Here is a 13,241-nt window from a genome sequence, read left to right as displayed (position 1 = left end):
CGAGGCACTATTCGAGTGCATGCCCGCATCGCCGCCGGTGCCGGCGGGCTTTGTATCAGGGCTTGATGTTGCCGGAAGTGTCGTCGGCACCGGTCGAATTGACAGCCGGGCCTGGCGGCGATGCCAGCGGCGCGGCTGGCGCTGCGTCGGAGGCGGCTGTCGGCGCGGCTGAAGGGGAGGCACCCGGAGATATATCGGACGAGCCCGCGTTGTTATCGACACTGATCTTGCCGCGCCACACCAGTTCGAACTGCGTGCCGTTCGGCTCCGTCTGCACGAGTCGCGCGGGCAGCCAGCCGAGCGAAGGCGCGAGCCATACGTCGATGCGGCGCTGGTCGCCCTGGCGGCGCGGCAGCCGCTTGAAATGACGCGTTTGCAGGTAGCCCTGCGCGGTGCGGATGGTTTCGTCGCCAATAGTCTCGACCGGCCAGTTTTCACCACTGTCGCTGTCTACCACGAAGAACTGGCGCGTCACGCCCGGCTTGTAGGCATCGGGGTCGCCGCGCACCAGGCTCGCCAGTTGCATGATCATGCTGAAGCGGTCCTGCGCGCCGTCGGGCAATGGCAGTGTGGCGGGCGTTCGCGTGAAGGCGATCTTTTTGTCGGCGCGGTTGAAGATAGAAACATCTTCCACGCGGCGACCGCGCTTTTCCACGTATTGCTCGGGAGCGAGGCCGAATGCATCAATACGGCCATGGCTCGAATACACGAAGGTGCCGACAAAAGGTAAGGGCACCGAAACCACCATTTCGTAACTTTGCGCGCTGCTGGTCCAATGGATCGTGCCGGGCTGGTTTCGCACGCCGTTGTAAAACGTGTCGTACTGAAGTTCGCCGGACGGCGGGACCGAGAACTTGACGCCGGGCGCCGCTGGCGCGGCCTGCGCTGCGCTTGCCGTCGCGCTTGCGGGCGTGGCGTTTGCGGCGCTCGCCGGCGCCACGTTTGCGACAGGCGCGCTGGCGGAGGGGTCCGATGCGGCAATAGTGGCGTCGACTGTGGGCTTTTCGGCCGGTCGCAACGCGGTCAACACATGCTCGCGCGGCTTGCCGGTGACGGGCTTGCGTTTTCGCTCGGGCGCGGGGGCAGCCGGGGCCGTGGCAGCCGGATTGCGCTCGATACGTTCCGGTTTAAGAAGCGCAACCTGCACCGGGACATGTTCGTCGTCGGATGGATTCAGCGTCGCGCGGTGGCGCTCGACCCATTGCGCGGCGATCCAGTGAAGAACGCCGACCACGAGCAGGACCGCGATCCAGCGCCACGTACGCCAACGGACACGCGGCTCGTCAGCGAGCGTCAGATCGGACCGGCGTGCGGTGGAAGGTAGGGCCATCGGCGATTGAATGCGTGCAGTGCGGGCGCAAAGTGCGAATGAATGGATGCGGCGGGGAGCCTTAACGCGGCGTCGGACTATACCCCAGCTCGTACGACAGCTTTTGCGCACATTCACGCAGCGCCGTGTCGATTTCGCCGCCCCAGCCAATGTCGAACGCGCCTTCGTGACCGAGCGCGACGAGGCCGAGCGCCAGTTCGCCCGTCGAATCGAACACCGGCATGCAGAACGCGTGAATGGTCGGCAGCAACATGCCTTCGACGCGCGCCGCTTCATGCTCGCGCACGTCCGCCAGCACCCTTTCGACTTCTTCGCGGGTACGCGGCACGCCTAGATGCGACGAGCGGCGGGTGTCGGCCAGTTCGCGCTCCAGCATTGCGCCGGTCTTGCCCGCGGGCAGATAGGCCGCAAAGAGCAGGCCCGTGGCGGAACTGAGGAGCGGCATCACGTCGCCGAGTTTCAACGACGCCTTCGCCGGATGGCTCGATTCCATCCAGTGAACCATGGTCGGCCCCTGATTGCCCCACACGGCGATGCCCACAGTCAGATCCAGCCGGTCCCGCAGTTCGGCGAGCGCGATCCGCGCGAGCTTCACGCCGTCGACGCGAGCAAGCCGCGCGAGCCCGAGTTGCAACGCGAAGCCGCCCAGCTCGTATCGACCCGAGAGCGGGTCTTGCGACACGACGCCTAGACGTAAAAAGCTCACCAGATAGCGGTGGGCTTTCGCAGGGCTCATGCCGGCGCGCTGCGCGAGATCGCGCAGCATCATGGCGCGCGGTTCGCGGGTCAGCACGTCGAGCAGCCTGAAGCCGACTTCGATCGACTGGATGCCCGAGCGCAGCTTTTCCTCACCGGCGTCGGCGGCGTCGGCAGCGTCGGTGGTTTCGGCGGTCTCGTCGTCGATGTCGGATGCTTCGGCGGCGTCGGCGACGGCGTCGGCGCGGTTAGGAATTGCGCCGGAGCGGGCAGTGTTCGGCATGAGCAAGGCGCGCGAAGCGCGTTCAGAAGCGGTGAAAGAAAGCCGGCCGCAGAGCCCGCGCGATACGCCTGACAGCCGTTTCGGCAAGGCGGGCTTGGGCTGCGCCGATTCACCATCGTAGAATAGATTCCCTCTATCGTCACTAACCCGGTTCATCATCCATGAAACTTGCCACGCTGAAAGACGGCACGCGCGACGGCCAACTGATTGTCGTGTCCCGCGACCTGCACACGGCGGCCGTTGCCGACGCGATCGCGCCCACGTTGCAGCGCGTGCTCGACGACTGGACCTTCTACGCGCCGCAACTGCACGACCTGTACGACGCGCTCAATCAGGGGCGCGCGCGGAATACGTTTTCGTTCGACGCAAGCGACTGCATGGCGCCGCTGCCCCGCGCTTTCCAATGGGCGGACGGTTCGTCGTATGTGAATCACGTCGAACTCGTGCGGCGCGCGCGCGGCGCGGAGATGCCGCCCGAATTCTGGACCGATCCTCTGATGTACCAGGGCGGCAGCGACGACTTCATCGGTCCGGAAGACGACGTGGTCTGTGCATCCGAAGCGTTCGGCATCGACTTCGAGGCAGAGGTTGCGGTTATCACCACGGACGTGCCGATGGGCGCGACGCCCGAGCAGTCGCTCAAAAGCGTGCGTCTGATCACGCTCGTCAACGACGTCTCGCTGCGCAACCTGATTCCCGCCGAACTCGCGAAGGGCTTCGGGTTTTTCCAGAGCAAGCCGGCCTCTTCGTTCGCACCGGTCGCCGTGACGCCCGACGAACTCGGCGAACACTGGCGCGAAGGTCGCGTGCACCGGCCGATGATCGTCCATTGGAACGGCAAGAAAGTCGGCCAGCCAGACGCCGGCACGGACATGGTGTTCCACTTCGGCCAGCTGATCGCGCATGCTGCGAAAACGCGCAATTTGCGAGCGGGCGCGATTGTCGGGTCGGGCACGGTCTCCAACAAGGACGCGAAGCGCGGCTACTGCTGTATCGCCGAAAAACGCTGCCTCGAAACGATCGAGCATGGCGCGCCGCAGACCGAGTTCATGAAGTACGGCGACACGGTGAAGATCGAAATGTTCGATGAAGCGGGCAAGTCGATTTTCGGCTCCATCGAGCAGAGCATCGCACCGCTCGACTGAAGCGGTACGGCGCATCGTCCGAAAGGGTTTCGCCCGATGCCGCTGCCATCGCGCGCCGCTACACTGACTGGCGCGGCGGCATCGGCGGTAAATCAAAACGAAAAACTCATGTGAGGAGACACCATGCGGCGAGCTGGATCGATTGACGCGGGATTGGGGAGCGCATGCGCGCGTGGTCTGCATGCGAGCGCATGGCTGGAGGAGCGGGAAGAACTGAAGCTGAGCAGGCGGCTCGCCAGAGCCGCGGCTCGTGTCGCCGCATTGTGTACGGCGCTTGTATGCCTGTCGCCCGCGGCGGCGCTGGCTCAGGTGAAGATCGGGCTCGTGCTCTCGCTGACCGGGCCGGCCGCGTCGCTCGGCATTCCCGCGCGCGATACGGCGACGTTGTTGCCGAAACAGATCGGCGGCCAGAGCGTCGAATACATCGTGCTCGACGATGCGTCGGACACGACCCAGGCTGTCCAGGACACCAAGAAGCTGATCTCCGAAAATCATGTCGACGCGATCATCGGTTCGTCCATTACGCCGAACTCGCTGGCAATGATCGACGTGGTCGCCGACGGAACTACGCCGATGATCTCGCTTGCGTCGTCGGCGAAAATCATTGAACCCGTTGATGCCAAGCGCCATTGGGTCTTCAAGACTCCGCAAACGGATGCGATGATGGCTTCGGCAATTGCCGAGCATGCAAGCACACGCGGAGTGAAAACTGTCGCGTTCATCGGTCAGGCCGATGCGCTCGGCGAGACCTTCTATGCCGAAGTCGCGAAGTTCGCGCAGCTTCATCACATGCAGATGGTGGCGAGCGAGCGGTTCAATCGCACCGATCCGAGCGTGACGGGGCAGGTGCTGAAAATCCTCGCAACGCATCCCGATGCAGTGGTGGTGGGCGCGGCCGGCACGCCCGCGGCGCTACCGCCGAAGACACTGCGCGAACGCGGCTATAAAGGGCTGATCTATCACAACCACGGCGTGGGCAATAACGACTTCCTGCGCGTGTGCGGCGCCGATTGCAACGGCACCTTCCTGCCAGCAAGCCCAGTGCTGGTCGCGGCGCAATTGCCTGCGGATCATCCGGCGAAGCGCCTCGCGCTCGATTACATCGCGCGCTTCGAAGCGCTGCGTGGGCCTGGCAGCGTCTCGGCATTCGGCTCCTACACGTGGGACGCGGGCATGTTGCTCAGCCATGCCGTGCCGATCGCGTTGAAAACAGCAGCGCCGGGCACGCCGGAATTTCGCCGTGCGTTGCGCGACGCACTCGAAGGCACGCGCGGTCTCGCGGATACCAACGGCGTCGTCAACATGAGCGCCGGGGACCACCTGGGGCTCGACCAACGTGCGCGCGTCATGGTCGAAATCAGCAGCGGCAAATGGGTTTATCAGCCGCGTTAAGCGATGCGCGCATCACGCACCCACGGATAGATCACCATGACTGAACAACCTCACACCAACGATGCGTTCTACGCACGTTACCAGTCGCTCAAGTTGCATCGCCGTCCGCACGGCGTACTCGAAGTGGTGATGAGCGGCGAAGGCGCGAACAGAAGCGCGCTTGCTACCGCCGACGCGCGCATGCATTACGAACTCGCGGAAATCTGGCGCGACATCGACCGCGATCCAGACACGCGCGTCGCTATCATTCGCGGCGAGGGCAAGGGCTTCTCGGCGGGTGGCGATCTGCAACTGGTCGAAGACATGGCTACCGACTTCGACGTGCGCGCGCGCGTGTGGCGCGAGGCTCGCGATCTGGTCTACAACGTTATCAACTGCAGCAAACCGATCGTCTCGGCGATGCACGGTCCGGCCGTCGGCGCGGGTCTGGTCGCGGGTCTGCTTGCCGATATTTCGATCGCGTCGAAGACTGCGCGCATTATCGACGGGCACACACGGCTCGGCGTAGCCGCCGGCGATCACGCGGCGATCGTCTGGCCGCTACTGTGCGGCATGGCGAAGGCCAAGTACTACCTGATGCTGTGCGAGCCGGTGAGCGGCACGGAGGCGGAGAGAATCGGGCTCGTGTCGCTTGCGGTCGACGAAAACGATCTGCTGCCGAAAGCATTTGAAGTCGCGCAGAAGCTCGCACACGGTTCGCAAACCGCGATCCGCTGGACGAAGTATGCGTTGAACAACTGGCTGCGCTCGGCAGGGCCCGCTTTCGATGCGTCGCTTGCGCTGGAGTTCATGGGATTCGCCGGGCCGGACGTGCGTGAAGGCGTGACCTCGCTGCGCGAGCGGCGTGCGCCGGATTTCGGCGGCGCAGACCCTTGGCGCGCACCGTAACGGATGCAGCGCGATTCTGATGTACCGCGCTGTATGATCGGCTTCAGGCGCGCTCGATGCGCTCTCCGGTTCGCGTTTTTCTTTCCGCGCTTTTTTGTTAATGCAGCGAGGCGACAAGCATGACTGACACATCTGGTTCAACGCCGCCGTTCCCTGGCTTCCCCGGTTTTCCGCCCGCCGAAATGCTGGAACACATGTGGGGCATGATGCGCATGTCGCCGTTCGGCTCCGCGTTCTCCGGCGCACCATCGGGCGCGGGCATGGGCGCGGGCATGGGTCCGTCGCTGTCGATGATGTCCGACATGATGGCGCCGCTTACCAACGTCGAAGAACTCGATAAGCGCATCACCGACATGCGCGCGGTCGAGCAATGGCTCAAGCTGAACCTGAGCATGTTGCAATCCGCGATTCAGGCGCTCGAAGTGCAGCGCGCGACGCTTGCGACGCTGCGTGCATTCGGCGCGTTTGCACAGCAATCGATGAGTCAGCCGGCGGCGGCAGCGTCGCCAGCGCCGGCCCCCGCGCCGAGTCCGTCGCCAACGAGCGGCTGGCCTCACCCGGAGCCGGCGGCTTCGGCTGAAAACTCGGCTACCGCTGAAGCGTCGGGCGACGAGGAAGGCGCACCTGCCACTCCTCCATTCGACGCATCGGCATGGTGGAACCTGCTGCAATCGCAATTCAACCAGATCGCGCAATTCGCGATGACTCAGCCGACCGCGAGCGCTGCGGGAGCGGCCGAGAATAGCGGCGCACAAGCCGAGACTGACGAGGACGCTGCCGACGAGGCGGGCGAGGCAGTTGGCGGGGCGACCGATGTACCGCGACCGTCGCCCGAGGACGAAGCCGCCGCAGCGTCTGCAAGTTCGGCTGAAGGCGCTGGATCTGCTGGCCAGTCTGCGGCGAAGCGGCCAGCGGCGAAGCGCGCGCCGTCAACCACAAAGCGCGCAGCGGCTGGTACGGCCAGCAGCGGGTCGAAGCCGCCAAAAAAATCCCTGTGACGATGCGCAGCGGGAGGCGGGCGGCAGCCGGGCCGATTGTCGGGGCAACTGGGCAGAAAAATCGCCGGCTGTCACCGTTTTGACCCCGTCGCAAGCCACACTCCGCCGATTGCACAGTCGTTGAGACAGGTCAACCAGGCATCGGAATTGCGTCCGCTATCGCGCGGGTTTGAGGAAGTCAGCGTGCTATCATTGGAAGGCATTTGTTTGGTTTTGGGCGCGCGCTGAAAACAACCAACCAGTCGCCCAGGCTCCATTCACCGCCGGCATCACCGGCGCAGGGCTGGACGGTGCGGTTTTCATCGCAAACTGGCTCGACCTCAGGCATAGGGTATCCCTCACCCATGGTTGGCCGCGCAATGCGTGACCCGAGCGTGTAACTTTGCGTTAGCCGCTCCTCGCGCGAGCGCCCGGACTTCTTCGCTGCCCGTGCATCCAGGCGGCCGGTTACCGCGTAAAATTGAAGGCTTGGCCGGCGAACGGCGCGGCATTCGGGTAAAGCACCCGGCGCGTTTCGTTCGTGGTCAGGAAAGTGCTACACGTAGTAGTGACAGACACACACAGTATGTGCAGAACAGGGGTGGGACTATGAACACCATGCTTTACCCGGAACTTTATAAATCGCTCGAATCCGTTCGATGGGACATGGAGAAAGACATTCCCTGGGACAAGTTCGATGCATCGCTATTGACCGACGAGCAGGCCGCGACGATCAAGATGAACGCGATCACCGAATGGTCGGCGCTGCCCGCCACGGAAATGTTTCTGCGTGACAACCATCACGACAGCGATTTCTCCGCGTTCATGAGCGTGTGGTTCTTCGAAGAACAGAAGCATTCGCTGGTGCTGATGGAATATCTGCGCCGCTTCAAGCCGGAAATGTGCCCCACCGAAGAAGAGCTGCACGCCGTGCGCTTCGAATTCGACCCGGCGCCGCCGCTTGAAACGCTGATGCTGCACTTCTGCGGCGAAATCCGCCTGAATCACTGGTATCGCCGCGCTGCCGAATGGCACACCGAGCCGGTCATCAAGCACATCTACGAAACCATCTCGCGCGACGAGGCGCGGCATGGCGGCGCTTACCTGCGCTACATGAAGAAAGCCATGGTGCAAACCGGCGACATCGCGCGAGCCGCTTTTGCAAAGATCGGTGTGCTGATGGCGTCGGCGCGTCGCACGGAAAAGCCGTTGCATCCCACGAATCTGCACGTCAATCAGGCATTGTTCCCGCGCGACACGATCCAGTCGCGCCTGCCCGATCCGGAATGGCTCGAACGCTGGCTCGACGAGCAGATCCGTTTCGACGACGGTTGGGAAAAGAAGGTTGTCGAGCGCATTCTGCATAACCTGTCGCTGCTGTTCGAGCGCACGTTCACTACCGCGCAGGAACTGAACCGTTATCGCAAGGAAGTGGTGACGCGGCTGCAGGCCGACCAGAAGTCGGCCGAACAGCCGGCTTGAATGGAGCCTCGTGAATCCGGGTTCGCGGGTCGCGCATGATGCAAAGCTAGCGCCGCGCTCCGGTTCGGCGCTTTAAAACGGTCCGGCAGGCGCGAGCTTGCCGGACCGTTTTGTTTAATTTGCGCCTGATTTCGATGCTCGCCCTTATGCTTGACCAGTCTGCGTGAGCGTTATGCTCCACGTTGCATACGCCGTATCTCGACGGCAAATCTCCGTATCTTCCATATCCCAAATGGCCGCTATTTTCGAACGCAAGATTCTTACTCGCGACGCGCTGGTCGCGCTGCGCCCTTCGCTGAACGCGCCGGTCGTATTTACAAACGGCGTGTTCGACATCCTGCATCGCGGGCATGTGACCTATCTCGCGGATGCGAAAGCGCAGGGCGCTTGCCTGATCGTCGGCGTGAACAGCGACGCGTCGGTCCGTATGCTCGGCAAGGGCGATGACCGGCCGATCAACAACGAAGCCGACCGCATGGCTTTGCTCGCGGCGCTGGAGAGCGTCGACTACGTGGTTTGCTTCGGGGAAAAGACGCCTGTCGAACTGATCTCGGCGCTACGTCCGGATGTGCTCGTCAAGGGCGGCGACTACGACATGGATACGTTGCCGGAGTCGGCCATCGTGCGCGGCTGGGGCGGCAAGGCGTTGGCAATTCCGTTCGAGCATGACCGCTCGACGACGGCGCTGCTCAAGAAGGTTCGTACGCAAGGCTAAGCACGAGCGGGCGAGCACGGCGCAAAGTCTGTATGGCCTAGGCTTGCGCTTGCACAGTTAGATGCGCCCCCCGACGCGCCGCTGCAATATCCGGCTCCAACTCTCAGCTTCGATTGTCCGTTTTATTGCGGCAACGCCGACGCCGCGATCGGCGCGACCGGTGCCGCCGCGCCGACAACAGCCTGATCAGCGGCGTCCGTGGCGGTGACCGGGCGCACCTTCAACCAGTCCGGATGGACTTCACGGCTCAGGTGATTGGGTTCGCGCCCGCTCGCGGTGGGCGTCGGGCCGAACACGCCGCGCACTGCGACGAATGCCAGAAGGTTGGCCAGGAACAGTATGGCAATCAGCCAGCGCAGCATCGTTATATTTTCCCTTCCAGAAGTTGTCCCGCCGATGTGGTTCAGACGCGAAGCTCAGCCATCACATTTAGCCGGAGTTCTACACGCCGTGTTCCGAAGCGCGCTCGGAAGCTATCAGTGCAAGCCCAGACAAAACCAGTGAATCGTGGCGAGTATGCGGCACTTTCAGTGCGCTCGCCACTTCGTCTGCAGCGCCGCCGCCGACCACGAGGCGCACCGGCACCTGCCATTCGTCCGTCAGGTCGCGCCATGTCCGCTCGACGAGTCCCGCTTGTGCCAGCGTGCAGCCGGCGGATAGCGAACGCGGCGTATCCGTCGCGAAGAACGGACCGCGTCGGGCTGCGTCCTGCTTATCAGCGGAACTCGCCAGAAGGCCGCGCGCGGCGTTAGCGTCGAGTGTCGGCAATTGAGCCGTGTGCTCGCCGAGCGAGCGCATCATCAACGTCCAGCCTGGCGCGATGAGTCCGCCCACGAAGCGGCCGTCCGCGCGCAACGCCTCGAGCGTGGTCGCGGTTCCAAAGGTCGCAATGAGCAGATGCTCGCCGGGAAATGCCGCGTGCGCGCCGATCATGCCGGCCCAGCGGTCGCTGCCGAGCGCGTGCGGCGTCGTGTACGCGTTGGTCACGCCGCATTGCTGCTCGCGTGCGCGAATCGTGGTGAGCGGCAGATGCGGCCATTGCGCGTCGACCAACGCAGCGATTCGCTCACCAGCGGTATCGCCCGCGACGTTCGATAACCATGCGCCGCGAGGCGCCGGCAAGTTCGCCCACTGCGTCGCCCCTTCAGTAGCCCATTGAGTCTGATCCGCGCCGCCATGCGCAAGCGCGCCACCGGCGATCTGCGTGCCGTCAGCCTCGACCATCGCCCATTTGACGCGGCTATTGCCCGCGTCGATCAAAAGATGACGCGCGCCGCTCGTCATGCAGCACCGTCGGCGAGACGCAGCGACACGTCGCCGGTCGCGATGCTCTGCCGGCCCGCGTCGGTATCGAGCAACAACTGGCCGCGCTCATCGACGCCCGCAGCGACGCCGCGCGTAACTTCCGCGCCCTGTTCGAGCAGCACGACCTCGCGGCCGGCGTACGCATGCATTGCGTTCCAGCGCGCCTGAAACGGCGCGAATCCTTCCGCACCGAAGCGCTGCAACGCGGGCTCCAATGCGTTGAGTTCGGCGGCGAGCGTATCGGTGAGGTTCGCGTTGGGCAGCGCGCGCTGCAGCGCGGTCGGTGCCGTGCCGCGCACCTGCGGCGGCGACCCGGCGTTGAGCGCGCCGATTTTCGCGGCGAGTTCGTCGGCGCCCTTCACGTTGGTGCCGATGCCGATCACGACGGCGCTCGCGTCCTCCGTACTCCAGGCGGTCTCGATCAGGATGCCGGCGAGCTTGTCGCCTTCGAGCAGTATGTCGTTCGGCCACTTCAGCGCAATCTGGCCGGGGCCCGCGACAGGCAACGAGCGCAGTCCGTCGACGAGCGCCACGCCCACCGCGAGACTCAATCCCGCCAGTCCTTCTAGCGGACGCGGCAGCACGCAGGCGACCGAAAACAGCAGCGCATTACCCGGCTCCGCGTACCACGGACGCCCGCGGCGGCCGCGTCCGGCGGTCTGCAGGTAAGCCACCCGCACGATCGGCCGTGGCAGCGCGCCCGCCTTGCGCGGCAGCGCCTTCACGCGGGACATGAGGTCGGCGTTGGTCGAACCGGTTTCTTCGACGATTTCGATCGGCCAGTCATGCGCATGCGCGCCGAAAAGAGCGACGGCGCGTTCACGGTCGATACGCCAGTCCGCTGCATTCGCGGCAGCGGCCGGTCCTTTGGGAGGAGTGGAAGCGTTCATGTCCCATATTGTAGCGACAGCCTGTAGCGACAGCGAACCGCCTGGGCCCGCCAGCGCGGTCGATCCGCTGCGCGTTCGTTACAATGGCCGCTACTCCGATAACCACATTGCAACGATCCTTGAACTACGACACTCCGCCCGGCCTTGAAGTCGCGGCTGGCAGCCAAGGCAAGATCGTCCGGCTCTCGGGCCAGTGGACGGCGCTCGCGCTCGCGCGCGACCGCGCCACCGGACATGTGATACCGCAACTGCGTTCGCTCGAAGGCGCCGAAGGCATCGGTCAGTGGGATCTATCGCGCATCGACCGGATGGACCACGTCGGCGGCCAGGCGCTGTGGCGCGTGTGGGGCCATAGAATGCCGCCCGACACCGAACTCACCGACACGCAGCGCGATATCTTCGAGCGCATTGCGTTGCTCGACACCGTGCGCGAGACGGCGGAGCCGGTCGTCAGATTCGATCCGTTCACGCGGCTCGGCCTCGGGCTGTTTTCGTTCTTCGAGCATTTATACGGCGGCGTGGCTATGCTGGGTCGCGTCGTGCTCGATCTGCTGGCGATCGCGCGCAAGCCCGCCCTCACGCCGTGGACTGAAATCTCAGCGAATATCTACAACGCCGGCACCAGGGCGCTCCCCATCACCGCGCTGGTCGCGTTTCTGATCGGCATCGTGCTGAGCTATCTGTCCGCGCAGCAACTGAGGCTCTTCGGCGCCAATCAGTACATCGTGAATATTCTTGGGCTCTCGGTGATCCGCGAACTCGGGCCGGTGCTCTCGGCGATTCTGGTCGCGGGCCGCTCCGGCTCGGCAATCACCGCACAGATCGGCGTGATGCGCGTGACCGAGGAACTCGACGCCATGCGCGTGATGGGCATTCCGCACGGTCTGCGGCTCATCCTGCCGCGCGTGGTGGCGCTCGGCGTGGCGATGCCGCTACTCGTGATGTGGACGAACATCATTGCGCTGAGCGGTGGGGCGCTCGCCGCGAAGATCGTCCTCGGCATCGACATGAGTTATTTCGCGCGCGCGTTGCCCGGCGTCGTGCCGGCCGCGAACCTGTGGATCGGTCTGGGCAAGGGCGTCGTCTTCGGAATGCTGATCGCGATCGTCGGCTGCCACTTCGGGTTCCGTATCAAAGCCAATTCGCAGAGTCTCGGCGAAGGCACGACGACCTCGGTGGTGACGTCCATCACGATCGTGATTCTCGCGGACGCCGTGTTCGCGATTCTGTTCCAGAACGTGGGGCTCGGATGATCGCGCCGCTAACTCAGGCCGTACGCGGCCAGCCGATGCCTTCCATCGCCGAGCCGGTGATCGAAGTGATCGACGTCACGAAGCGCTATGGCCGCAACGTAGTGCATCAGCATGTGAATCTGGACGTGCGGCGCGGCGAGATCGTGTCGATCGTCGGCGGGTCGGGTTCCGGAAAGACCACGCTCGTGCGACAGATTCTCGGGTTGGAGCGGCCAACTTCGGGAACCATCAAGCTGTTCGGCGAAGACCTCGCGACCATTTCGCCCGAAACCGCGCTGCTGATGCGCAGCCGCTCCGGCATGCTGTTTCAGCGGGGCGCGCTGTTTTCGTCGCTGTCGGTGTTCGACAACGTCGCACAGCCGGTGCGCGAACTCGGCAAGGTGCCCGAAGACCTGCTGCGCGACATCGTCATGCTGAAACTGGAGATGGTCGGGCTGCCGTGCAAGCACGCGTCCAAAATGCCTTCGGCGCTGTCCGGCGGCATGATCAAGCGCGTAGGCATTGCGCGCGCGATTGCGCTCGAACCCGAACTGCTGTTTCTGGACGAACCGACCGCCGGGCTCGATCCGCAAGCGTCCGACGAGTTCGTCGAACTGATTTCGGCGCTGCATCGCGCGCTCGGCTTGACGGTCGTGATGGTCACGCACGATCTCGACACGATGGTCGCGCTTTCCACGCGCGTGGCCGTGCTGGCGGATCGCAAGGTGCTGGTCGCCGCGCCTGTCGAAGAAGCGGCCGGCGTCGATCATCCGTTCATCCGCGAATATTTTCTCGGCTTGCGCGGGCGCCGCGCCTTGCAGGCGTTGCCGCCCGAGCGCCGCGCAAAGCTGCCGCGCGCGGCGCTCGAGCCGGCATCGTCCGAATTGCCGCTGTGAATCAGGGAAA

Annotated in this window: 13 protein-coding genes; 8 read left to right on the top strand and 5 right to left on the bottom strand. The window is 64.3% G+C overall.

The window, feature by feature from the left end:
* Positions 1-55: 55 nt before the first annotated feature.
* On the bottom strand, positions 56-1,330 hold the full coding sequence (locus H281_RS0110710) for a DUF3108 domain-containing protein (protein WP_020067108.1): 1,275 nt from the start codon (positions 1,328-1,330) through the stop codon (positions 56-58).
* Positions 1,331-1,391: 61 nt separating this feature from the next.
* Positions 1,392-2,309 (bottom strand): IclR family transcriptional regulator, encoded by a 918-nt coding sequence (locus H281_RS0110705; protein ID WP_020067107.1) that lies wholly within the window; start codon positions 2,307-2,309, stop codon positions 1,392-1,394.
* A gap of 161 nt (positions 2,310-2,470) precedes the next feature.
* Here H281_RS0110705 and H281_RS0110695 point away from each other — a divergent pair, with 161 nt between their 5' ends.
* From H281_RS0110695 to rfaE2, 6 genes are all read left to right on the top strand, one after another.
* Entirely contained in the window at positions 2,471-3,454 is a 984-nt protein-coding gene (locus tag H281_RS0110695) for a fumarylacetoacetate hydrolase family protein (RefSeq protein ID WP_020067105.1), read from the top strand.
* 123 nt (positions 3,455-3,577) lie between these two features.
* A complete protein-coding gene (locus tag H281_RS0110690) occupies positions 3,578-4,846 on the top strand; it encodes an ABC transporter substrate-binding protein (protein ID WP_020067104.1) in 1,269 nt (422 codons plus the stop codon).
* A gap of 36 nt (positions 4,847-4,882) precedes the next feature.
* Complete coding sequence (locus H281_RS0110685; RefSeq protein WP_020067103.1) at positions 4,883-5,734, top strand: enoyl-CoA hydratase/isomerase family protein; 852 nt, start codon at positions 4,883-4,885, stop codon at positions 5,732-5,734.
* Positions 5,735-5,853: 119 nt separating this feature from the next.
* Entirely contained in the window at positions 5,854-6,732 is an 879-nt protein-coding gene (locus tag H281_RS0110680) for a PhaM family polyhydroxyalkanoate granule multifunctional regulatory protein (protein ID WP_020067102.1), read from the top strand.
* Between the two features lie 588 nt (positions 6,733-7,320).
* Positions 7,321-8,193: a ferritin family protein gene (locus H281_RS0110675; RefSeq protein ID WP_027780097.1), complete on the top strand. Its 873-nt coding sequence runs from the start codon at positions 7,321-7,323 to the stop codon at positions 8,191-8,193.
* Between the two features lie 232 nt (positions 8,194-8,425).
* Positions 8,426-8,908: a D-glycero-beta-D-manno-heptose 1-phosphate adenylyltransferase gene (rfaE2, locus tag H281_RS0110670; protein WP_020067100.1), complete on the top strand. Its 483-nt coding sequence runs from the start codon at positions 8,426-8,428 to the stop codon at positions 8,906-8,908.
* A 122-nt stretch (positions 8,909-9,030) separates the two neighbouring features.
* On the opposite strand, the gene H281_RS0110665 is transcribed toward rfaE2, so the two are convergent.
* From H281_RS0110665 to H281_RS0110655, 3 genes are all read right to left on the bottom strand, one after another.
* Positions 9,031-9,270: a hypothetical protein gene (locus H281_RS0110665; protein ID WP_020067099.1), complete on the bottom strand. Its 240-nt coding sequence runs from the start codon at positions 9,268-9,270 to the stop codon at positions 9,031-9,033.
* 79 nt (positions 9,271-9,349) lie between these two features.
* Positions 9,350-10,192, bottom strand: a complete 843-nt coding sequence (locus H281_RS0110660; protein WP_020067098.1) for a type III pantothenate kinase — start codon at positions 10,190-10,192, stop codon at positions 9,350-9,352.
* Positions 10,189-11,103, bottom strand: coding sequence for a biotin--[acetyl-CoA-carboxylase] ligase (locus tag H281_RS0110655; RefSeq protein ID WP_020067097.1), 915 nt, complete (start codon positions 11,101-11,103; stop codon positions 10,189-10,191). Before H281_RS0110655 ends, H281_RS0110660 begins: the two co-directional genes overlap by 4 nt.
* 119 nt (positions 11,104-11,222) lie before the next feature.
* Between H281_RS0110655 and H281_RS0110650 the strand changes: the two genes are divergently transcribed.
* Together H281_RS0110650 and H281_RS0110645 are read left to right on the top strand one after the other, a co-directional pair.
* Positions 11,223-12,356 carry an MlaE family ABC transporter permease gene (locus H281_RS0110650; RefSeq protein ID WP_020067096.1) on the top strand — a complete coding sequence of 378 codons (1,134 nt, stop codon included), beginning with the start codon at positions 11,223-11,225 and terminating at the stop codon, positions 12,354-12,356.
* Entirely contained in the window at positions 12,353-13,231 is an 879-nt protein-coding gene (locus H281_RS0110645) for an ABC transporter ATP-binding protein (protein ID WP_020067095.1), read from the top strand. Before H281_RS0110650 ends, H281_RS0110645 begins: the two co-directional genes overlap by 4 nt.
* Positions 13,232-13,241: the final 10 nt, after the last annotated feature.

The sequence above is a fragment of the Paraburkholderia caledonica genome (assembly GCF_000383275.1).
In the GTDB taxonomy this organism is placed as follows: domain Bacteria; phylum Pseudomonadota; class Gammaproteobacteria; order Burkholderiales; family Burkholderiaceae; genus Paraburkholderia; species Paraburkholderia caledonica.
This window is presented reverse-complemented; position numbering and strand designations above follow the sequence as displayed.